Origin of the sequence: Rhodopseudomonas palustris (assembly GCF_003226555.1) — a bacterium.
GTDB lineage: Bacteria > Pseudomonadota > Alphaproteobacteria > Rhizobiales > Xanthobacteraceae > Rhodopseudomonas > Rhodopseudomonas palustris_I.
In genome coordinates this window covers 393,906-415,904 of record NZ_QKQS01000006.1, presented here as the reverse complement: position 1 = coordinate 415,904, position 21,999 = coordinate 393,906, and the positions used below count along the sequence as shown (strand labels likewise).

Sequence of the window (21,999 nt, the reverse complement as noted above, 5' to 3'; positions counted from 1 at the left end):
GCATAACAGTCGGCGGCAGAGCTCTGCCGTTCGGAATTTGGAGTAGGCGATGGACACCATCGCGGTCGTACTCAAGCAGCCACAACAGGTCGAACTCAGTCGATTGAGCCTCACGGCGCCGACTGACGACGACATCGTTGTCGATGTTGCCTGGAGTGGCGTCAGCACCGGCACGGAGCGGCTGTTGTGGTCGGGCCGGATGCCGCAATTCCCCGGCATGGGCTATCCGCTGGTCCCCGGCTACGAGTCGGTCGGCGAGGTCGTCGAGGCCGGAGCGGCTACCGACCTCAAGCCGGGACAGATGGTGTTCGTGCCCGGGGCGAAGTGCTTCGGCGAGGTGCGCGGCCTGTTCGGCGCTTCGGCGTCGCGGCTGGTGGTTCCGGCCAAGCGCGTGGTGCCTTTGGATTCGCAGCTCGGCGAGCGCGGTATCCTGATCGCGCTGGCGGCGACGGCTTATCACGCGATCGCGGCGCGCGGCGCGACACCGCCGGACTGCATTGTCGGTCACGGCGTGCTCGGACGGCTATTAGCGCGGATTTCGATCGCGCTCGGCAATCCGCCGCCGGTGGTGTGGGAGAAGAACCCGATCCGCACCGGCGGTGCCGAAGGCTATGCGGTGATCGATCCCGCATCCGACGAACGTCGTGACTATCGCAGCATCTACGACGTCAGCGGCGATCCGAAATTACTCGACACTTTGATCTCGCGCATCGCGGCCACCGGCGAGATCGTGCTCGCTGGATTTTACAGCGAGCCGCTGTCGTTCTCGTTCCCGCCCGCGTTCATGCGTGAAGCACGCATTCGGGTCGCGGCGGAATGGCAGCCGCCGGACATCGGCGCCACCAAGGCGCTGATCGACAGCGGCAAGCTCTCGCTCGACGGACTGATCACACACCACCAGGAGGCGGCGTCGGCCCCCGACGCCTATCGGATCGCTTTCGAAGACCCTGCTTGCCTCAAAATGGTTCTGAATTGGAGACCGAGCTGATGAACGTCGTTCCGCAGATCAAGCTGCAAGACGCACAACTCCGGGCCGAAGCGTCGATTGAACCCGATGCTCCGGTGACGACTCCCGTCACCAAGGAAACCCAGATCATCGCGATCTACGGCAAAGGCGGCATCGGCAAGAGCTTCACGCTCGCCAACCTGTCTTACATGATGGCGCAGCAGGGCAAGAAAGTGCTGCTGATCGGCTGCGATCCGAAGAGCGACACCACGTCGTTGCTGTTCGGCGGCAAGGCGACCCCGACCATCATCGAGACCTCGTCGAAGAAGAAGCTCGCCGGCGAGGAAGTCACCATCAGCGACGTCTGCTTCAAGCGCGACGGCGTGTTCGCGATGGAGCTTGGCGGTCCGGAAGTCGGCCGCGGCTGCGGCGGTCGCGGCATCATCCACGGCTTCGAGACGCTGGAGAAGCTCGGCTTCCACGAGTGGGGCTTCGACTACGTTCTGCTCGACTTCCTCGGCGACGTGGTGTGCGGCGGCTTCGGCCTGCCGATCGCCCGCGACATGTGCCAGAAGGTGATCATCGTCGGCTCCAACGATCTGCAGTCGCTGTACGTTGCCAACAACGTCTGCTCGGCGGTCGAGTATTTCCGCAAGCTCGGCGGCAATGTCGGCGTCGCCGGCATGGTGATCAACAAGGACGACGGCACCGGCGAGGCGCAGGCGTTCGCGCAAGCCGCCGGAATCCCGGTGCTGTCGGCGATTCCCGCCGACGAAGGCATTCGCCGCAAGAGCGCCAACTACGAAATCGTCGGCCTGCCGGACGGGCAGTGGGGTCCGCTGTTCGCGACGCTCGCCGAGAACGTCGCCACCGCACCGCCGGTGCGGCCGAAGCCGCTCACCCAGGATGGCCTGCTCGGGTTGTTCTCCAGCGACGTCACCGGGCGCGATGTCGTGCTCCAGCCGGCGACGATGGAAGACATGTGCGGCGCCTCGGTGCTGAACAAGCCGTCGCTCGAAGTGATCTACGACGAGGTCTGAGATCGGGTGATCGGGAGTTCGTCATGAACGTCATGTCTCGTTATTCCGGCCCCATCGCCGGATCGATCGGTGATGATGCAGCCGAAGTCGCCGCCGGCGACGCCGCGCCCGCGATCAACGAAGCGGCGACCAAGACCGACGGCCTCGGCTGCCACGCCGGTGCCGCCGAGATGAAGGCCGCGGCGGAAGCGGCCGGCAAGAGTGAGACGCTCGCGCGCTATGCGACCGACTATCCGAAGGGGCCGCATGATCAACCGCAGAGCATGTGCCCGGCGTTCGGTTCGCTGCGCGTCGGCCTGCGGATGCGCCGCACCGCCACGGTGCTGTCCGGCTCGGCCTGCTGCGTCTACGGCCTCACCTTCGTGTCGCACTTCTACGGCGCGCGCCGCACCGTCGGCTACGTGCCGTTCAGTTCGGAAACGCTGGTCACCGGCAAGCTGTTCGAAGACATCCGCGAAGCGGTGTACAAGCTCGCCGACCCGGCGCAGTACGACACCATCATCATCACCAATCTCTGCGTGCCGACCGCTTCGGGCGTGCCGCTCGATCTGCTGCCGAAGGAAATCAACGGCGTCCGTATCATCGGCATCGACGTGCCGGGCTTCGGCGTGCCGACTCATGCCGAAGCCAAGGACGTGCTGTCCGGTGCAATGCTCGAATACGCCCGCAAGGAAGCGGAGCAGGGCCCGGTGCAGGCGCCGCGCGGCGGCCGCAGCGAGCGCCCGACCGTCACGCTGCTCGGCGAGATGTTCCCGGCCGATCCGGTCGGTATTAACCTGATGCTGGATCCGCTCGGCCTTGCCGTGGGTCCGGTGGTGCCGACCCGCGAATGGCGCGAGCTTTATGCCGCGCTCGACTGCCAGGTGGTCGCGGCGATTCACCCGTTCTACAAATCGTGCATCCGTCAGTTCGATCTCGCCGGCCGCAAGGTCGTGGGCTCGGCGCCGGTCGGTCACGATGGCACCGAGGCGTGGCTGGAAGCGATCGGCACCGCCTGCAACGTGTCGCGCGACAAGATCGATGCCGCCAAGAACCGCTTCCTGCCGGCGATCAAGGCCGCGCTCGCGGCGAAGCCGATCAACGCGCGTATCACCGTGTCCGGCTACGAGGGCTCCGAGCTCCTGGTTGCGCGGCTTTTGATCGAGAGCGGCGCGAACGTGCCTTATGTCGGCACCGCGGTGCCGCGCACGCCATGGTCGGATCCGGATCGCGAATGGCTCGAAGCCAAGGGCGTGAAGGTTCAATACCGCGCCTCGCTCGAACAGGACTTCGCGGCGGTCGACGAATTCATGCCGGATCTCGCCATCGGCACCACCCCGGTGGTGCAGAAGGCCAAGACGATGTCGATCCCGGCCTTGTACTTCACCAACCTGATCTCGGCGCGGCCGCTGTTCGGTCCCGCCGGTGCCGGCTCGCTGGCGCAGGTGATCAACGCCGCGCTCGGCAACAAAGCGCGATTCGACGAGATGAAAGAGTTCTTCGGCGAGGTCGGGCAGGGCTATGCCGCCGGCGTCTGGGAAGACACGCCGAAGGACGTTCCGGCCTATCGCGAGAAGTACAAGAAGCAGATCGAAGCCGCAGCCAAGAAGCGCAAGGCGGAGGAGATGATCTGATGCTCGTCCTCGATCATGATCGCGCCGGCGGCTATTGGGGCGCCGTTTACGCCTTCACCGCGGTGAAGGGCCTGCAGGTGATCATCGACGGTCCGGTCGGTTGCGAAAACCTGCCGGTGACCTCGGTGCTGCACTACACCGATGCGCTGCCGCCGCACGAATTGCCGATCGTCGTCACCGGCCTCGGCGAAGAAGAGCTCGGCAAGCTCGGCACCGAAGGCGCGATGCACCGCGCCCACAAGGCCCTCGATCCCTATCTGCCGGCAGTCGTCGTCACCGGCTCGATCGCCGAGATGATCGGCGGCGGCGTCACCCCGGAAGGCACCGGCATCAAGCGCTTCTTGCCGCGTACCATCGACGAGGATCAGTGGCAGAGCGCCGACCGCGCGATCTCGTGGCTGTGGAAAGAATACGGCCCGAAGAAGATTCCCGAGCGCAAGCGCAAGGATGGCGACAAGCCGCGGGTCAACATCATCGGCCCGATCTACGGCACCTTCAACATGCCGTCCGATCTCGCCGAGATCCGCCGCCTGATCGAAGGCATCGGCGCCGAAGTCAACATGGTGTTTCCGCTCGGCACGCACCTGTCGGACATTCCGAAATTGGTGAACGCCGACGTCAACGTCTGCATGTATCGCGAATTTGGCCGGCTGCTGTGCGAATCGCTGGAGCGCCCGTATTTGCAGGCGCCGATCGGGCTGCATTCGACGACGCGCTTCCTCCGCAAGCTCGGCGAGCTCACCGGGCTCGACCCCGAGCCGTTCATCGAGCGCGAGAAGAACACCACCATCAAGCCGCTGTGGGATCTGTGGCGGTCGGTGACCCAGGACTTCTTCGGGACCGCCAGCTTCGCGGTGGTCGCCACCGATACATATGCCCGCGGCGTACGGCATTTCCTCGAGGACGAGATGGGGCTGCCGTGCAGCTTCGCGATCTCGCGCCGCGTCGGCAAGAAGACCGACAACGAGGCGGTGCGCGCGGCGATTCGCCAGACGCCGCCACTGATTCTGTTCGGCAGCTACAACGAAAGAATGTACTTGGCCGAGACCGGCGGTCGCGCCGTGTACATTCCGGCGTCGTTCCCCGGCGCGGTGATCCGCCGTCACACCGGCACACCTTTCATGGGTTACTCCGGCGCCACTTACCTGGTGCAGGAAGTCTGCAACGCGCTGTTCGACGCGCTTTTCAACATCCTTCCACTCGGCAGCGATCTCGATCGCGTCGATCCGACGCCCGCGCGCCGGCATGAAGAATTGTTGTGGAGCGACGAGGCGAAGGCGCTGCTCGACGAAGTGCTCGAAGCGCATCCGGTGTTGGTGCGGATTTCGGCTGCAAAACGTCTGCGTGACGCCGCTGAAAACAGCGCGCGCCGTGCCGGGCAAGAAAAAGTCACGACCGAATTCGTCAGTAAAGCCCGTGCTGCGCTGCTCGACGGTCAATCTGCGTAACGATGATTTGAGCTAGAACAATGCGCTTCACAATGTCGCGACCAAATATGAGCAATCCAAGAGTGAGGAGATGATCGATGTCCGACTATGTCCACACCGGCCGTCGCTCGAGGGTTCTTCCGGATAGTGCCGCGTTCGAGTGCCGCGCGATGTTCGGTGCTTGCTACGTGTTGTTCTTGACCCGGGCGATCGTCACGCGGGCGATGCCTTGGCGCAAGAAGTCCGGACAGCAGGAATCGGTGTTCAGCGAGGCGCACAACGCAGCGAGCGTTCTGGTGACCTCGTCGTTCATGGGGATGTAATTCGAGAGATTTCGTCCGGCCTCCGCCGGACGGAAGGCTGCCGTTTTGGAGACGAAACGGTAAATCGCTGTCGTTTCGGAAACGATACGGCAATCGTAGCCGCCCTCGCTCGGGCGGCGTGTCGGCCGAAAGGCCATCACTAGGAGGTGACCAAATGAGTGACGGTTCCATCTCGGGACTTTCCGAAGCGGAAGCCAAGGAATTCCACTCGATCTTCGTGACCAGCTTCTTCCTCTTCATCGTCGTTGCGGTTGTCGCTCACATCCTCGCCTGGATGTGGCGTCCGTGGCTGCCCAAAGCGACCGGCTACGCGATGGACAGCGTTCATCAACTGACCTCGTTCCTGTGCTAAGGGGAGACGACTACTATGTGGCGAATTTGGCTTCTGTTTGATCCGCGTCGCGCGCTGGTCCTGCTGTTCGTGTTCCTGTTCGGCCTGGCCATCATCATCCACTTCATCCTGCTGAGCACCAGCCGGTTCAACTGGCTCGATGGTCCGCGTGCGGCGAAGGCGGCGTCGATCTCGCTGCCGTTCACTCCGCCGAGCATGCCGGTCTAATGGCGTGACTCACTGCTTGCCGGAAGGGCTGGGAAACGGACCGATCTGCCGGGCCCACACCCTTCCGGGAAGCGACATGGACTGGACGACGACGATGGATTTTCCCTGGCTCGCACGCGGAGGAACGATCGATGGCAATGCTCAGCTTTGAGAAAAAATACCGCGTTCGTGGCGGAACGCTAATCGGGGGCGACCTGTTCGATTTTTGGGTTGGCCCGTTCTACGTTGGGATCTTCGGGGTCATGACCGTGTTCTTCTCGCTGATCGGCATTGCGCTGATCGCGTGGAATACCGCGCTCGGCCCCACTTGGAATCTCTGGCAGATCAGCGTCAACCCGCCGGACGTGAAGTACGGTCTGGGATTCGCGCCGCTCGCCGAGGGCGGCATTTGGCAGTGGGTGAGCATCTGCGCGACCGGCGCGTTCGTCACCTGGGCGCTGCGTGAGGTCGAAATCTGCCGCAAGCTCGGCATTGGCTTCCACGTTCCGTTCGCCTTCAGCTTTGCTATCTTCGCTTACGTCACGCTGGTGGTGATCCGTCCGGTTCTGATGGGCTCCTGGAGCTACGGCTTCCCCTACGGCATCTTCACGCATCTCGATTGGGTGTCGAACACCGGCTACGCCTACGGCCAGTTCCACTACAATCCCGCGCACATGATCGCGATCACGTTCTTCTTCACCACCTGTCTGGCGCTCGCGCTGCACGGCGGCTTGGTGCTGTCGGCGCTCAATCCCGACCGTGGCGAACCCGTGAAGTCTCCGGAACATGAAAACACCGTGTTCCGTGATCTCGTCGGCTACTCGATTGGTACCATCGGCATTCACCGCCTCGGTCTGTTCCTGGCGTTGTCTGCGGTGTTCTTCAGCGCGGTCTGCATGATCCTCAGCGGTCCGGTGCTGGCGGAAGGTGGTTCGTGGCCCGATTGGTGGAATTGGTGGCGCAACCTGCCGATCTGGAATCCGTAATTCAACCGGTCACAAGAGAGTCTTGTCATGGCCCAATACCAGAACATCTTTACGCAGGTCCAGGTTGAAGGACCTGCCTATGCGGGGGTGCCGCTACGTCCCGGCAGCTCTCCTCGCGAGACCCAGACGACGTTCAACTACTGGCTCGGCAAAATCGGCGACGCGCAGGTCGGTCCTGTCTATCTCGGGTTTACCGGTGTCTGTTCGTTGCTGTGCGGTTTCGTCGCGATCGAGATCATCGGCCTCAACATGCTGGCGTCGGTGGACTGGAGCCCGATCGAATTCCTGCGCCAGTTCTGCTGGCTGGCGCTCGAGCCGCCGAAGCCGGAATACGGCCTGACCATTCCGCCGCTCAAGGAAGGCGGCTGGTGGTTGATGGCAGGCTTCTTCCTGACTGTCTCGATCATGCTGTGGTGGGTTCGCACCTATCGGCGGTCGCGGGCGCTCGGCATGGGCACCCACGTGTCGTGGGCGTTCGCCTCGGCGATCCTACTCTACCTGTCGCTCGGCTTCATTCAGCCGCTGTTGATGGGGACCTGGAGCGAGGCGCCGCCGTTCGGCATCTTCCCGCACCTCGACTGGACCAACAACTTCTCGATCAAGTACGGCAACCTGTACTACAACCCCTTCCACTGTCTCTCGATCGCCTTCCTGTATGGCTCGGCCCTGCTGTTCGCCATGCACGGTGCGACCATCCTGGCCGTGAGCCGCTACGGTGGCGAGCGCGAAATCGAGCAGATGCTGGACCGCGGTACCGCACTTGAACGCGCTGCTCTGTTCTGGCGCTGGACGATGGGCTTCAACGCCACGGCCGAATCGATCCATCGTTGGGCTTGGTGGTTCGCTGTGCTCTGCCCGCTGACCGGTGCCATCGGCATCATCCTGACCGGTCCGGTCGTCGACAACTGGTTCGATTGGGGCGTGAAGCACGGTCTGGCGCCGCCGCGGTAAGCACAACCGCACGTCTATCTGAGCGAATGATGCGCGCGCCTGATGGTATAAATCCGATCAGGCGCGCGCTGCTGCTTTCAGCTTCCGAGAAGTCGTCGATCGGTGGTGGTTTTGTACCGCAAGCTGGTGACGAGGGAAGCGACCTGCTGTAAACGAAGCGCCTCATCTCCGCCTGAGAGGCCGACAGAAAGCCTAAAAGACCGCGACAGCAACAGGGCTCGACCTGTCAAGTCGCAGGACGTCGGAGTGGAGGACGAGTTCTCGCTGGAGGATATTTGCCCTGGTGCAAGTGTTCAAATCTCCGAAGGAGTCGCTGGGGGATCTCGGGGCCCAGGCCGCTGCGAAACTGATCGCTGCCGCGACCGATGTCGCGCTGGTGATCGATCAGCAGGGCATGATCCGAGACACGGCGTTCAACAAAGACGAACTGGCGCATGAACTCGATCGCCAGGGCCGTTGGCTCGGGTCGCGACTGGTCGACATCGTCACCTCCGACACTCAGCCGAAGATTCGCGAGTTGTTGCTCGACGCCACGTTGCGCGATGTGCCGGTCTGGCGCCAGGTCAACCACCCCTCGCTGAACGGCGATGACATTCCGGTGCTGTATTCGGCGATCAATTTCGGGCGAGAGGATCGCCTGCTGGTGGTCGGTCGTGATCTGCGTCAACTCGCGACCATGCAACAGAGGCTAATCAACGCCCAGCAATCGATGGAACGTGACTACATCCGGCTGCGGCACGCCGAGACGCGATACCGGCTGCTGTTCCAGGTGTCGTCGGAAGCAGTGATGATCGTGGATGCGACCAGTGAACTGATCGTGGACGCCAATCCGGCGACGCTCGCGCTGTTCGACACCAGCGCACCGCAAGCTTTGAATGCGCCCGTGCTCGGTTTCGTCAGCGGCGCCGATCAGCAGACCGTTCTGAGCCTGTTCGCCGAGGTGCGCTCCAGCGGCCGTGACGGCCGCGCCCGCATCAAGCTCGCCGACGGCGAGCGGGAATGCGAATTGTCGGCGTCGCTGTTCCGTCAGGAGAACGCCTCGCTGTTCTTGGTGCGGCTGGCGCCGCACGGAGCCTCGCCTGAAATCGGCAACGCCAAAGGCACGTCGTTGCTGGTCAAGTATTTCGAATCGGCGGCCGATGCGCTGGTGGTCACCCAATATGACGGCCGCGTCGTGCGCGCCAATCTGGCGTTCCTGGAAATGGCGCAACTCGGCAGCGCCGAGCAGGCGCGCGGCGAATTGCTCGATCGCTGGCTCGGCCGCACCGGGGTCGACCTGTCGGTGGCGCTCGCCAACCTGCGGCAAAGCGGCGCGATCAAGCTGTTCGCCACGGTGCTGCGCGGTGAGTACGGTGCGGCTGCCGAGGTCGAAGTCTCGGCGGTGGCGCTGAAGGACGTCGAAGACAAACCCTGCTTCGGCTTTGCGATCCGCAATGTCGAGAAGCGGCTGACCACTGCGGCGACGTCGAAGCGGGAACTGCCGCGCTCGGTGGCGCAGCTCACCGAACTGATCGGCCGGGTGCCGCTGCGCGATCTGGTGCGCGAGACCACCGATGTGATCGAGAAACTGTCGATCGAAGCGGCGCTGGAACTGACCGGAGACAATCGCGCCTCGGCCGCCGATATGCTCGGATTGAGCCGGCAGAGTCTGTACGTCAAGCTGCGCCGCTACGGTCTGGCCGAACACGCGCCGGAAGGAGACGGAGTCGATGAGTAACAGTGTGGCGTTGCGTCCGGCGCCGTCGGCGGTGCTCGAGGTGCTGCACCCGATCACCTGGTTTCCGCCGATGTGGGCGTTCGCCTGCGGCGTGGTTTCCGCCGGCGTGCCGGTCTCGAGCCGCTGGCTGGAGGTGATCGCCGGCATCGTGCTGTGCGGTCCGCTGCTGGTCGCCACCAGCCAGGTGGTCAACGACTGGTTCGATCGCGACGTCGACGCCATCAACGAGCCGAACCGTCCGATTCCGTCCGGGCGGATTCCGGGGCGGTGGGGACTGTATCTGTCGTTCCTGTGGACGGCCGCTTCGCTGCTGCTGGCGAGCCTGCTCGGCGCCTGGGTGTTCGGCGCCGCGGCGCTCGGGCTGGTGCTGGCCTGGATGTATTCGATGCCGCCGTTCCGGCTGAAGCAGAACGGCTGGCTCGGCAACGCCGCCTGCGCCATCACCTATGAGGGCTTCGCCTGGTTCACCGGCGCCGCCGTGATGCTCGCCGGCCTGCCGCCGTGGTGGATCGTGACGTTGGCGCTGCTGTACAGCGCCGGCGCGCACGGCATCATGACGCTCAACGACTTCAAGTCGATCGAAGGCGACATCAAGACCGGCGTCGGTTCGCTGCCGGTCAAGCTCGGCGTCGACAACGCCGCGCGGGTGCTCTGTGCCGTGATGGCGATCCCGCAGGTGATCGTGGTGGCGCTGCTGCTGTCGTGGGATCGGCCGATCCAGGCCGACATCGTCGGCTTCGTGCTCGCCGTCCAACTCGTCTTGATGGTTCGGTTTCTGCGCTCGCCGGTCGAACGCGCCACCTGGTTCTCGGGCCTCGGTGTCGCGCTGTATGTTTCCGGCATGATGGCCAGCGCCGTCGCCGTGTCGTCGTTCGGAGCTGCCTGATCATGATGCGTCCGCTGTCCTGGCTCGGCATTGTTCGGATGGGGCTGGTGCAGACCGGCCTCGGCGCCATCGTGGTGCTGACCACCTCGACGCTGAACCGGGTGATGGTGGTGGAGCTGGCGCTGCCGGCGATGCTGCCCGGCGCGCTGGTGGCGATTCACTACGCGCTGCAGGTGTTCCGTCCGGCTTGGGGGCATGGTTCGGACCGCGGCGCCCGCCGCACGCCATGGATCATCGGCGGCATGGCGGTGCTGGCGCTCGGCGGGTTTCTCGCCGCCCGCGCGACCGCGCTGATGACGGTGCAGCCGCTGGCCGGCACGGCGCTGGCGATCGTGGCGTTCTGCCTGATCGGCGGCGGCGTCGGGGCCGCGGGCACGTCGCTGCTGGTGCTGCTCGCCAAGCGGGTCGATGAAAAGCGCCGCGCCGCAGCCGCCACCATCGTCTGGGTGATGATGATCGCAGGCTTCATCGTCACCACCGCGATCGCCGGGCATCTGCTCGATCCGTTCTCGCCGCAGCGGCTGGTCGCGGTTTCGGGCGGCGTGTCGCTGATCGCGATGGTGCTGACCTTGCTCGGCGTCTGGGGCGTCGAAGGCCGCGCCGCTGCGGCCGCACCGGCGAAGCCGGCGGCGCAGCAGGAATCGTTCCGCAAGGCGTTCGCCGACGTCTGGCACGAGCCGCAGGCGCGGCGGTTCGCGATCTTCGTGTTCGTGTCGATGCTGGCCTACAGCGCCCAGGACCTGATCCTGGAGCCGTTCGCCGGCGCGGTGTTCGGCTTCACGCCCGGCGAGACCACCAAGCTGTCCAGCGTGCAGCACGGCGGCACGCTGATCGGGATGGCGATGGTGCCGATGATCGGCGCGCTGTTTCCGAAATCGCGCGGCAATCTGCAATTGTGGACGATCGGCGGCTGCGTCGCCTCGGCGATCGCGCTGCTCGGCCTGTCGTCGGCGGCGATGATCGGGCCGTCCTGGCCGCTGCGCGCCACCGTGTTCATGCTCGGCGTCACCAACGGCGCCTATGCGGTCGCGGCGATCGGCTCGATGATGGAACTGGTCGGCGCCGGCGGCGAGCATCGCGAAGGCGTGCGGATGGGGCTGTGGGGCGCCGCGCAGGCGATCGCGTTCGGGATCGGCGGCTTCATCGGCACCCTGGCGAGCGATCTGGCGCGGCTGATCCTGTCGTCGCCGGCGCTGTCCTATGCGGCGGTGTTCGCCGCGGAAGCCGGTCTGTTCCTGGTTTCGGCTGCGATGGCCGTGTGGGTGCATCGCGCGCAGAACCGTCGTGCCGTCGATTTGTCCAACGCAGCAGTAGCCGGAGGTTGAAATGAGCGAGAACTCCGCAATTTACGATGTCGTGGTGGTCGGCGGCGGCCCTGCCGGCGCCACCGCGGCGTGTGATCTGGCGCGCGCCGGCAAGCGCGTGGTGCTGCTCGACCGCGCCGGCCGGATCAAGCCGTGCGGCGGCGCGATTCCGCCGCGCGCGATCCAGGACTTCGCGATTCCCGACAGCATGCTGGTGGCCAAGATCAACGCCGCGCGGATGGTGTCGCCCAGCAATGTCGAGGTCGACATGCCGATCGACGGCGGCTTCGTCGGCATGGTCGACCGCGAGCATTTCGACGAGTGGCTGCGCCAGCGCGCCGCCACCGTCGGCGCCGAACGGCGCACCGGTCTGTTCAAGCGGTTCAGCCGCGACGAAACCGGCGTCAACACCGTGCACTACGAAGAGCGCGGGCCCGACGGCACGATGGCCGACCAGACGGTGCGCTGCCGCGCGATCATCGGCGCCGACGGCGCGGTGTCGGGCGTGGCGCGACAGTTCCTGAAGGACGCCGACCGGGTGCCGTTCGTGTTCGCCTATCACGAGATCATCAAGGCGCCGCAGCCGGAGCAGAAGGCCGCCTATGGCAGCCGGCGCTGCGACGTGTACTACCAGGGCCACGTCTCGCCGGACTTCTACGGCTGGGTGTTCCCGCACGGCCAGACCGTCAGCGTCGGCACCGGCTCGATGCACAAGGGCTTCTCGCTGCGTGATTCGGTGGCGGAGCTGCGCAAGCAGACGGGGCTGGACGAGGTCGAGACCATCCGCAAGGAAGGCGCGCCGATCCCGCTGCATCCGCTGCCGCGCTGGGACGACGGCCACAGCGTGCTGCTCGCCGGCGACGCCGCCGGCGTGGTGGCGCCGGCCTCGGGCGAGGGCATCTACTACGCGCTGCTCGGCGGCCGGCTCGCCGCCGAAGCGGTCGGCGAATTCCTGCAGACCGCCGACGCCAAGGCGCTGAAGCTCGCCCGCAAGCGCTTCATGCGCGACAACGGCTCGGTGTTCCGGATCCTCGGCCTGATGCAATGGTACTGGTACGCCAACGACAAGCGCCGCGAACAATTCGTCAGCATCTGCCGCGATCGCGACGTCCAGAAGCTGACGTGGGATTCCTACATGAACAAAAGGCTGGTGCGAGCCAAGCCGATCGCGCATGTTCGGATCTTCTTCAAGAACCTGGCCCACATGACGGGGCTGGCGTCGGTTTGATTGCTACAGGCGGTGGCCTCGTGAATCCGATCTTTGTCGCGGCCGCCGTCGCGATCTTCGTCGGTCTGCTCGGCGGTTCGCTGACCGACACCGGAACTTGGTATCAAAGCCTCGTGAAGCCGTGGTGGCAGCCGCCGGACTGGGCGTTCGGTCCGGCCTGGACGGTGATCTTCGCGCTCGCCGCGATGTCGGCGGTGTACGCCTGGCGCGGCGCCCGCAGCCGCGCGCAGCGCGATCTCGTGATCGGGCTGTTCGCCGCCAACGGCTTCTTCAACGTGCTGTGGAGCATGCTGTTCTTCACGGTGCGGCGGCCGGATTGGGCGCTGCTGGAAGTGCCGCTGCTCTGGCTGTCGGTGCTGATCGGCGTCGTCGTGTTCTGGCGCAATGCCCGTACCGCGAGCTACTATCTGCTGCCGTATCTGATCTGGGTCAGCTTCGCGGCCTATCTCAACTGGACCGTGGTCGCGCTGAACACGCCGTTCTGAACGGGTGACGATGGTGCCGCGCCGAGGGCTGCCATGCAGATGATGTCCGAACTGTTCGCCAGCGGCGCGTTCGTCGACTGGGTGCTGATCTTCCTCGTGGTCGAGGCGGCCGCGGTGATCGGCTATTGGCTGTGGCGCAAGCGCGGCATCGCTCCGGCCGATTTCCTGCCGGGGATGATTTCCGGGGCGCTGATGCTGCTGGCGCTGCGCGCCGTGCTGGCCGGCGCGGGCTGGCTGGTGCCGACTTTGTGCCTGCTCGCCGCCGGCGGCGCGCATCTAGTGGACGTGCTGCGGCGCTGGCGCTGAGGCCGGGCAGGCGCCGCGGCCGACGCTCCGGGCGCGGCAGGGCGCCTTCAACAACAGGCGGCTGCCGAAAACACCCACCGGAAAACACGCATCTGAAAACAAGCACCCAAAAACACGAAGGGCTTCGGTTCGTGCGAACCGAAGCCCTCGTGACGTCCCTACGTCAGTGAAGTCGGACGACTTACTTGAGGGTGGCCAGATAGGCGACCACGTCCTTGCGCTGCTGCTCGTTGGCCAGCTTGAAGGTCATCTTGGTGGCGCCGACGGCCTGATCAGCATGACCCTTGTCGGTCAGGAACTTCTTCAGGAAGGCGTTCGGATCGGCCAGATAGGTGATGATGTTTTCCTGGGTCCAGACCAGACCGGCTTCGCCCGAGTGGTGGTTCAGCGGCGAATAGCTGAAGCCCGGAGCGGTGCCCGCCTTGCGGCCGACCACGCCGGCCAGCGCCGGACCGACCATGTTCTTGTCGGCGCGGTGGCAGGTCATGCACTGCTTGAACACGGCTTCGCCCTTCGCGGCGTCCTGGGCCGCGGCCGAGCCGACCGACAGAGCGCCCGCGGTGGCGGCGATGCTGACAATTGCGAGAATTTTTTTGACCACGTCTCTCTCCTTGAAGAACCCGTCTTTGGCGTCGAGCGACCCTGGGCCTTGTAAGCCACGACAGACAGTCGCATCCAAACCCCTTCTGAACCGTTCTGTAAAGTCGTTCTAACGTGAATGACGACAGGTTGCAGGAAGCAATTCTGCTTGATGACGTTGATCTTTCGAAATTTTATTTCCATGTAGGCAATTCGGCTAATTTTCCGGTGTGAGCCTGCGGAAGACTCTTGCCATGGCCGGGCAGGACGACTAAGTCCTTGTGAACACGGCAGTCTCTCGACAATGCGTCGTATTGACGCCCTGCTGTGTGCGAGCGGAGCCGATGGTCGCAAAATCCGTTCACGCCGACGTCACCCTTTTGCTCGACATGGATGGGGTGATTCGAGAGGTGACATTGTCGCCGGCAATGGCGACTGAGAGTGTCGATGGCTGGCTCGGTCGGCGGTGGAGCGACATCGCCGGCGACGAGAGTGTGCGCCGCATCATGGATGATGCCCGGCGGAGCGGAATTTCGGCCTTCCGCCAAGTCAATCAGACCTTCCCCAGCGGCGTCGAAATCCCGATCGAATTCACCACCATGCTGCTGGGCGACCGCACCGGGATGATCGCGGTCGGCAAGAACATGCAGGCGGTCAGCGAGCTGCATTCGCGGCTGATCGCCGCGCAGCAGTCGATGGAGCGCGACTATTGGCGACTGCGTGAACTCGAGACGCGCTACCGGCTGGTGTTCGACGCTGCTGCTGATGCCGTGATGATCGTCACCGCCGGCGACTTTCGGATCGTGGAGGCCAATCGTGCTGCGATCAACGCGATTGGCGGCGATCGCGGCAACAACGATAACGATTTGGCCGGGAATGACTTTCTTGCCCAGGTCGCTGCCGCAGATCGGGATGCCGTTTGCGACATGCTGGCGCGGGTTCGCGAGCGTGGCTCGGCGCTGAGCGTCCTGGTTCATTTCGGTCGCCACGGTCGGGCGTGGACCCTGCGCGGCTCGATGATGTCGGCGGACCGGCGGCAGGTATTTTTGCTGCACTTCACCCCGGTCGCGACCGCGCCCGTCGTCGAAGAGGCCGACGATGACACGATGCTGCGGGGGCTGATCGACCGCGTCCCCGACGGTTTCGTGGCGATGGATTCGACCGGTGTCATCCATCACGTCAATCAGGCATTTCTCGATCTGGTGCAGGTCGGGTCGAAACCGGCGGCGATCGGTTGTTCGCTCGGACGTTGGTTGGGGCGGCCCGGCGCCGACCTGTCCAGCTTGTTGACGCTGCTGCGCCGCTTCAATGCCGTCCGCCTGTTCCAGACGACGATTCGTGGCGAGCTCGGCACCGAGACCGACATCGAGATCTCGGCCGTCGACGGCGACGAGGACAACTACATCGCCGTTCTGATCCGCAACGTGTCGCGCCGGCTCGACGGCGCGGCCGATAGCGACCCGTTGCATCACGCGCTCGGGCCGATCAGCCGGCAACTCGGGAGAACTTCGCTGCGCAAGCTGGTCAAGGATGCGGTCAGCATCGTCGAGCAGCATTACGTCAAGGAAGCTCTGCTGCGATCGAGAGGGAACCGGACCGCCACCGCCGAATTACTCGGTTTGAGCCGGCAGAGTCTTTATGCCAAGCTCAATCGATATGGATTCGACGACAAAGGTGCCGATCCCGCTGTTCTGGACGACGCGGACGGTGCTCCAGACGACGCAGAGGATTGAGTGGCAGCTATTGCCTCGAGCAGCCCGGCATTTGGGACAGCTGATCTTTCGAATTGCGAACGTGAAGAGATCCATCTCGCCGGCTCGATTCAGCCGCACGGCGCGCTGCTGATCGTCAGCGAGCCGGACCATCGTGTCATCCAGGCCAGCGCCAATGCGGCCGAATTCCTGAATCTGAAACGGGTGCTCGGTGTTCCGCTCGCCGAGATCGACGGCGATCTCCTGATCAAGATCCTGCCGCATCTCGATCCCACTCACACGGGCGCGCCGGTCGCGGTGCGCTGTCGGATCGGCGAGCCGGCTGCCGATTACGACGGGCTGATCCACCGGCCGCCTGACGGCGGTCTCGTGATCGAACTCGAACGTGCCGGCCCCCCGATCGATCTGTCGGGCACGCTGGCGCCGGCGCTGGAGCGGATTCGCGGCGCAGGTTCGCTGCGCGCGCTGTGTGACGATGCCGCGCTGCTGTTCCAGCAACGCACCGGTTACGACCGGGTGATGGTGTATCGCTTCGACGAAGAGGGCCACGGCGAGGTGTTCTCCGAGCGCCACGTCCCCGGCCTCGAATCCTATCTCGGCAATCGCTATCCGTCGTCGGACATCCCGCAGATGGCGCGTCGGCTCTATGAGCGCCAGCGCGTGCGCGTGTTGGTCGACGTCGGCTATCAGCCGGTGCCGATCGAGCCGCGGCTGTCGCCACTGACCGGGCGCGATCTCGACATGTCGGGCTGTTTCCTGCGCTCGATGTCGCCGATCCATCTTCAGTACCTGAAGAATATGGGCGTGCGCGCCACGTTGGTGGTGTCGCTGGTGGTCGGCGGCAAGCTGTGGGGGCTGGTCGCCTGCCATCATTATTTGCCACGCTTCATTCATTTCGAATTGCGCGCGATCTGCGAGCTGCTCGCCGAGGCGATCGCGACCCGTATCACCGCGCTGGAGAGTTTCGCGCAGAGTCAGTCGGAGCTGTTCGTCCAGCGGCTCGAGCAGCGCATGATCGAATCGATCACCCGCGAGGGCGACTGGCGTCCGGCGATTTTCGACACTGCGCAATCGATCCTGCAGCCGCTCGCGGCCGCCGGCTGCGCGCTGATCTACGAGGGCCAGATCAGAACGATTGGCGAAGTGCCCAGCACCCAGGACATCCGCGCGATCGCAGCCTGGCTCGATGGCTTGCCGCGGTCGCTGGTGACCTCGACCGCTTCGCTCGGTCTCGACGTGCCGCACTTGGCGCATCTGACCCGAGAGGCGAGTGGCGTGGTGGCCGCTCCGATCTCGGATCATCGCGGCGAGTTGCTGATCTGGTTTCGTCCCGAGCGCGTCCACACCGTCACCTGGGGCGGCGATCCGAAGAAGCCGTTCACGATGGGCGACACCCCGGCCGATCTGTCGCCGCGGCGCTCCTTTGCCAAGTGGCACCAGGTGGTCGAGGGAACGTCCGATCCCTGGACTGCCGCCGATCTCGCCGCGGCTCGCAATATCGGCCAGACCGTCGCCGACATCGTGCTGCAATTCCGTGCGGTGCGGACGCTGATCGCGCGCGAGCAATACGAGCAATTTTCCGGCCAGCTCGACGCTTCGCTTCAGCCCGTGCTGATCTCCGATGCCGACGGCCACGTCGTGCTGATGAACGACGCATTTCGCGCGATGTTGCCGGCCGGTACGCCCCCGCTGGGGCATCTGGAGGATCTCGCCGGTCTGTTCGTCGAATCGCGCGACTTCCTGCTCAACGTGGCGGAACTGCTCGATTACGGCCGCGGTTGGCGCGGCGAGGTGCTGCTGCGCGGCTCCGGCAATGCGCCGCAGCCGCTGCTGGTCCGCGCCGATCCGGTGACCCCGTCGCGCGATCGGGCGCTTGGCTTCGTGTTGATCTTCAGCGACGCTACCGATCGTCGCACGGCAGAAGCGGCTCGCACCAGGTTCCAGGAGGGCCTGCTCGCCAGCGCACGACCCGGCGTTCGGCTGGATTCGAAATCCGACCTGCTGCACGAGAAGCTGTTGTCGGCGCTGGTCGAGAATGCGCAGCTCGCGGCGCTGGAAATTACCTACGGTGTCGAAACCGGACGGATCGCCGAACTGCTCGAGGGCGTGCGGCAGTCGATGCTGCGCACTGCCGAAGTCCTCGGCCACCTGGTGCAGCATTCCGCCCGCACCACGCGTAGCGAAGATGGCGAGGGCGGATCGCGCAACAATACGTAGTTCGCGCCTCAGCTTGCCGCGGAAGGCTAGCCCTCAGGCGAAGTGCCGCTGCACGTCCATCGACAGCGCGATGTTGCAGGTAAATGCCACCGCGCCCTCTTCGACGACCGCGGCCTTGTCGGGGGCCGCAGTCCCGGCGCGTTCCAGCGCGTTGCGATAGTCGGTCTTGAGCGTCGCCGGATCGCCGATCGCGGAGAAATCGTAGTGCGCCAATTCGTCCGGGCCGAGCCGCATGGTCTTTTCCAGCAGCCGCCGCACGATCTGTCCGCCGTTCAGATCGCCGAGATAGCGGGTGTAGGCGTGCGCGATCAGCAGGCTGCCGTCGCCTTCGCTGACCTCGGTGATCCGCTCGGCATAAGCTTCCGCCGCAGGCAGCACCGGTAGCCGTTCGGTCCATTCTGCGCCTGCCAGAGCGACGAGATCGGATTCGATCGCCGGTGTCCGCGCGAGCGGATGCGCCGCCAGCGGCGCCAGGATCGGATTGTCACGGTGGCGCTCGATGCCGGCCTCGAGCGCCCGATAGGCCGGATGCAGATTGCGCAAGAGCAGCGTGTAGCTGTCGCGCCCCGCGGTGCCGTGTAGGATGTCTGCGAGGATGCCCGACTTCTCCGCTTCGAGATGCAATTGCCGGGTTCGCACATATAACGCGGTCACGACGCTATCGACGGCGCCGCGCTCCGCTGCTTCCACCACCATATCAGGCCTCCAATGCAGGACGCCTTATAGCAGAGATCGATTCGCGGGTGCGAGCCGATGTCAACCCCTGTTTCGCGCGGCGTGGACCAGAACGCGCGCGAGCCGCGGCGCAGTCGAGCCATCGATCGCGTAGCCGTCCGCACCGGTGGCGCTGACCAATTCCGGCTGGTGGACCAGAAGTGGGCCGCCGAGCAGAATTGCGACGTGGCGATTGCGCGACTCGCGACGGATGTTCTCGATGTCGCGCTTCAGTTGATCGAGGTGTCGATCGCCGCCAATCGAAAATCCCACCACGTCGAACGCGCGGTCCTGGACCAACGAGATCAACTCGAGGTGCGAGTCGAACGGGCCGGTCCAGATGTCCCAGCCGTCGCGCCGAAAGAACTCGGCGACCATGGTCAGCCCGAAGCTGTGTTGTTCGCCGGAAATCGTCGTCAGTAGCACCGTGCCGCTGCCACTGACGCGGTGATCATCGGCGACGCTTTCGCCGAGATGGCGAAGAATCCGTTGCAGCCGACTCACGCCGAGTGTGACGTTCAGGAAGTTCGCAGTGTCGTCCTCCCACATCTCGCCGAGACGCTGCGCAGTCGGCGCGAGCAGGTTGAGGAAGATCAATTCGGTGGCAGTCCCCCGCGCGATAAGACTCTCCACGTAATCGAAGGCGGCAGCCTCGTCGTGACCGAGAACCAGCAAAGTGAAGTGCTGCACACCGAAAGGCGTACCAGGATCGACCGGGGCGGACATGTTCGGAAGTGGGTCTGTGCGCAGCTTGATCCGGGAATGGGCGAGCGATCGAAGCGACAGGGCAATGGCAGAGGTCTGCAGCGGTGGTCGCGCCCGCCACAGCGGCTCCGGAATGGGTGGGGGCAGGGCAGGGGCCGGGAAAGTGGCCGGTTCAGCGTCGGCAATCGCCGCGATCGGATGGTCGTCCCAGTCCGTCATGAGCGGTACTCCCTGACCTCGACTTAAGGCTGACGGCCGACAGGCCGTCAAGTTTAATTTACGTATGGTTTGATTGACAGTGGCATAAGTGGAGACTAGCCTTTGTTGATCAGCCGCACTTTAGGGAGTGGCGCGGTGCATCGTTCGTCAGCATCAGATCAAGAAAAAGAGGGTCTCGGTGCGACAGTCCCGGCCTCCCAATCAAGCGTTCAGGTATCGCACCACCGCGATACGCATGTGTCAAACGTTCTTTACATGACGGGCGCGGAGTGTGCTGTGCAGCATAATGGTACCGTTGGTGCGGATCCTGAGCAAAAGCAGACAGTTAAGATGCTTTACACGCCCGAAGAGCGGGTTCGCCGAGACGCAACAAAATGGACGCTGGTGCAGGGGATCCTGGCGCCGGTCCAGTTCGTGGTCTTCCTGATCAGCCTTGGGCTGGTGCTGCGCTATCTCGGTACCGGCGATGGCTACACCGCTGCGACCGTGTCGGTCGTGATCAAGACTTTGGTGCTCTACACCATCATGATCACCGGCGCGATTTGGGAGCGCGAGGTCTTCGGTCGTTACTTGTTCGCGCCCGCATTCTTCTGGGAAGACGTGTTCAGCTTCCTGGTCCTGGCGCTGCACACCGCCTATTTGGTGATGCTGTTCTTCGGCCTCGGCGATGCGCGCGATCAGATGTACGTCGCGCTCGCCGCCTATGCGGCCTACGTCATCAACGCAACTCAGTTCGTGCTCAAGCTGCGCGCTGCGCGCCGCGACGAGCGGCTGGCCGGCCTGCGTGAGCCTTCGGTGTCCGGGGGACGCGCATGACCGTTCATGTCACAGGTTGTTCGACCGCGACCGCGGATCAGCTGGTGTCGCGCGAGATCCGCACCGAGAGCGGTCAGCGCGAAGTGTTCTGCGGGCTGACCGGCATCGTCTGGCTGCATCGCAAGATCCAGGATGCGTTCTTCCTCGTGGTCGGTTCGCGTACCTGCGCGCATCTGATCCAGTCGGCTGCCGGCGTGATGATCTTTGCCGAGCCGCGGTTCGGCACCGCGATCATGGAAGAGAAGGATCTGGCCGGTCTCACCGACGCCAATGACGAGCTCGACCGCGTGGTCACTCAGCTGCTGGCGCGCCGGCCCGATATCAAGCTTTTGTTCCTGGTGGGCTCGTGCCCGTCGGAAGTGATCAAGCTCGATCTGTCGCGCGCAGCGCTGCGGCTGTCGCAGCGGTTCTCTCCGGAGGTGCGCATTCTGCACTATTCCGGTAGCGGCATCGAAACCACCTTCACGCAAGGCGAGGACGCCTGTCTGGCGTCGCTGGTGCCGGAATTGCCGGCGCAGACCAGCGCCGAGACGTCGCTGCTGGTGATCGGTTCGCTCGCCGACGTGGTCGAAGATCAGTTCATGCGGATGTTCGACGCGCTCGGCGTTCGCAACGTCGCGTTCTTCCCGCCGCGCAAATCGACCGCGCTGCCGAGCGTCGGGCCGAACACCAAGATTCTGATGGCACAGCCATTCCTGCCCGACACGGTGCGGGCGCTGGAAGAGCGCGGCGCCAAGCGCCTCGCGGCGCCGTTTCCGCTCGGCGTCGAAGGCACCACCGGCTGGCTGCGTGCGGCGGCCGATGCGTTCGGAATCGATCCGGCGAAGTTCGAGCAAGTCACGGCGCCCAATCGCGCCCGCGCCGAGCGCGCGCTCGCTGCGTTCAAGAGCGAGCTGGGCGGCCGGCGGATCTTCTTCTTCCCCGATTCACAGCTCGAGATTCCGTTGGCGCGTTTCCTGTCGCGTGAGCTCGACATGCAGCTCGTCGAAGTCGCGACGCCGTATCTGCATCGCGAGCAGCTCGCCGAGGAGCTGAAACTGTTGCCGGCGGGTGTCGCGCTGACCGAAGGCCAGGACGTCGACGATCAGCTCGATCGTTGCCGGCTGGCGCGTCCCGACATCGTGGTGTGCGGCCTCGGCCTCGCCAATCCGCTCGAAGCGGAGGGCATCACCACCAAATGGTCGATCGAACTCGTGTTCACCCCGATCCAGGGATACGAGCAGGCGGCCGATCTTGCTGAATTGTTCGCGCGGCCGCTGGTGCGGCGCGCCAAGTTGGTGGCCTGAC

22 protein-coding genes are annotated in these 21,999 nt (G+C 64.6%); 19 read left to right on the top strand and 3 right to left on the bottom strand.

Annotated elements, in window-relative coordinates:
* The first annotated feature begins 49 nt into the window (after positions 1–49).
* The 15 genes from bchC (at position 50) to DNX69_RS03790 (ending at position 13,750) form a co-directional block, all read left to right on the top strand.
* Positions 50–988, top strand: a complete 939-nt coding sequence (gene bchC, locus DNX69_RS03860; RefSeq protein ID WP_110784677.1) for a chlorophyll synthesis pathway protein BchC — start codon at positions 50–52, stop codon at positions 986–988.
* The gene (locus tag DNX69_RS03855; RefSeq protein WP_110784838.1) at positions 988–1,986 is read left to right on the top strand and encodes a chlorophyllide a reductase iron protein subunit X; all 999 of its coding nucleotides are present in this window, start codon (positions 988–990) and stop codon (positions 1,984–1,986) included. The genes bchC and DNX69_RS03855 overlap by 1 nt, the downstream gene beginning before the upstream one ends.
* Before the next feature lie 23 nt (positions 1,987–2,009).
* A complete protein-coding gene (gene bchY, locus DNX69_RS03850; protein WP_110784676.1) occupies positions 2,010–3,599 on the top strand; it encodes a chlorophyllide a reductase subunit Y in 1,590 nt (529 codons plus the stop codon).
* Entirely contained in the window at positions 3,599–5,047 is a 1,449-nt protein-coding gene (gene bchZ, locus DNX69_RS03845; RefSeq protein ID WP_110784675.1) for a chlorophyllide a reductase subunit Z, read from the top strand. Before bchY ends, bchZ begins: the two co-directional genes overlap by 1 nt.
* Before the next feature lie 77 nt (positions 5,048–5,124).
* Positions 5,125–5,349, top strand: a complete 225-nt coding sequence (locus DNX69_RS03840) for a hypothetical protein (RefSeq protein ID WP_110784674.1) — start codon at positions 5,125–5,127, stop codon at positions 5,347–5,349.
* A gap of 154 nt (positions 5,350–5,503) precedes the next feature.
* A complete protein-coding gene (pufB, locus tag DNX69_RS03835; protein WP_011157086.1) occupies positions 5,504–5,701 on the top strand; it encodes a light-harvesting antenna LH1, beta subunit in 198 nt (65 codons plus the stop codon).
* Between the two features lie 15 nt (positions 5,702–5,716).
* Complete coding sequence (gene pufA / locus DNX69_RS03830) at positions 5,717–5,908, top strand: light-harvesting antenna LH1, alpha subunit (protein WP_011157087.1); 192 nt, start codon at positions 5,717–5,719, stop codon at positions 5,906–5,908.
* A gap of 131 nt (positions 5,909–6,039) precedes the next feature.
* A complete protein-coding gene (gene pufL, locus DNX69_RS03825) occupies positions 6,040–6,873 on the top strand; it encodes a photosynthetic reaction center subunit L (RefSeq protein WP_110784673.1) in 834 nt (277 codons plus the stop codon).
* Positions 6,874–6,900: 27 nt separating this feature from the next.
* Entirely contained in the window at positions 6,901–7,824 is a 924-nt protein-coding gene (gene pufM / locus DNX69_RS03820; RefSeq protein ID WP_110784672.1) for a photosynthetic reaction center subunit M, read from the top strand.
* A gap of 283 nt (positions 7,825–8,107) precedes the next feature.
* Complete coding sequence (gene ppsR / locus DNX69_RS03815; protein WP_110784671.1) at positions 8,108–9,541, top strand: transcriptional regulator PpsR; 1,434 nt, start codon at positions 8,108–8,110, stop codon at positions 9,539–9,541.
* A complete protein-coding gene (gene chlG / locus DNX69_RS03810) occupies positions 9,534–10,427 on the top strand; it encodes a chlorophyll synthase ChlG (RefSeq protein ID WP_110784670.1) in 894 nt (297 codons plus the stop codon). Before ppsR (DNX69_RS03815) ends, chlG begins: the two co-directional genes overlap by 8 nt.
* Positions 10,428–10,429: 2 nt before the next feature.
* Positions 10,430–11,752 (top strand): BCD family MFS transporter, encoded by a 1,323-nt coding sequence (locus tag DNX69_RS03805; protein ID WP_110784669.1) that lies wholly within the window; start codon positions 10,430–10,432, stop codon positions 11,750–11,752.
* A gap of 1 nt (position 11,753) precedes the next feature.
* Positions 11,754–12,959: a geranylgeranyl diphosphate reductase gene (locus DNX69_RS03800; RefSeq protein ID WP_110784668.1), complete on the top strand. Its 1,206-nt coding sequence runs from the start codon at positions 11,754–11,756 to the stop codon at positions 12,957–12,959.
* Positions 12,960–12,979: 20 nt separating this feature from the next.
* The gene (locus DNX69_RS03795; protein ID WP_110784667.1) at positions 12,980–13,444 is read left to right on the top strand and encodes a TspO/MBR family protein; all 465 of its coding nucleotides are present in this window, start codon (positions 12,980–12,982) and stop codon (positions 13,442–13,444) included.
* Between the two features lie 33 nt (positions 13,445–13,477).
* Positions 13,478–13,750: a hypothetical protein gene (locus DNX69_RS03790; RefSeq protein WP_110784666.1), complete on the top strand. Its 273-nt coding sequence runs from the start codon at positions 13,478–13,480 to the stop codon at positions 13,748–13,750.
* 181 nt (positions 13,751–13,931) lie between these two features.
* On the opposite strand, the gene DNX69_RS03785 is transcribed toward DNX69_RS03790, so the two are convergent.
* On the bottom strand, positions 13,932–14,351 hold the full coding sequence (locus DNX69_RS03785) for a c-type cytochrome (RefSeq protein WP_110784665.1): 420 nt from the start codon (positions 14,349–14,351) through the stop codon (positions 13,932–13,934).
* 322 nt (positions 14,352–14,673) lie between these two features.
* Between DNX69_RS03785 and ppsR (DNX69_RS03780) the strand changes: the two genes are divergently transcribed.
* Positions 14,674–16,062, top strand: a complete 1,389-nt coding sequence (gene ppsR / locus DNX69_RS03780) for a transcriptional regulator PpsR (RefSeq protein WP_110784664.1) — start codon at positions 14,674–14,676, stop codon at positions 16,060–16,062.
* Complete coding sequence (locus tag DNX69_RS03775) at positions 16,063–18,258, top strand: GAF domain-containing protein (protein WP_110784663.1); 2,196 nt, start codon at positions 16,063–16,065, stop codon at positions 18,256–18,258.
* A 33-nt stretch (positions 18,259–18,291) separates the two neighbouring features.
* Here DNX69_RS03775 and DNX69_RS03770 read toward each other — a convergent pair whose 3' ends face one another.
* Both DNX69_RS03770 and DNX69_RS03765 read right to left on the bottom strand, forming a co-directional pair.
* Entirely contained in the window at positions 18,292–18,954 is a 663-nt protein-coding gene (locus DNX69_RS03770) for a heme oxygenase (biliverdin-producing) (RefSeq protein WP_110784662.1), read from the bottom strand.
* Between the two features lie 60 nt (positions 18,955–19,014).
* Complete coding sequence (locus tag DNX69_RS03765) at positions 19,015–19,947, bottom strand: cobalamin B12-binding domain-containing protein (protein WP_234826832.1); 933 nt, start codon at positions 19,945–19,947, stop codon at positions 19,015–19,017.
* Between the two features lie 279 nt (positions 19,948–20,226).
* Here DNX69_RS03765 and bchF point away from each other — a divergent pair, with 279 nt between their 5' ends.
* Together bchF and DNX69_RS03755 are read left to right on the top strand one after the other, a co-directional pair.
* Positions 20,227–20,712 carry a 2-vinyl bacteriochlorophyllide hydratase gene (gene bchF, locus DNX69_RS03760; protein WP_110784660.1) on the top strand — a complete coding sequence of 162 codons (486 nt, stop codon included), beginning with the start codon at positions 20,227–20,229 and terminating at the stop codon, positions 20,710–20,712.
* Entirely contained in the window at positions 20,709–21,998 is a 1,290-nt protein-coding gene (locus DNX69_RS03755; protein WP_110784659.1) for a ferredoxin:protochlorophyllide reductase (ATP-dependent) subunit N, read from the top strand. Before bchF ends, DNX69_RS03755 begins: the two co-directional genes overlap by 4 nt.
* The last annotated feature ends 1 nt before the right edge of the window (position 21,999 follow it).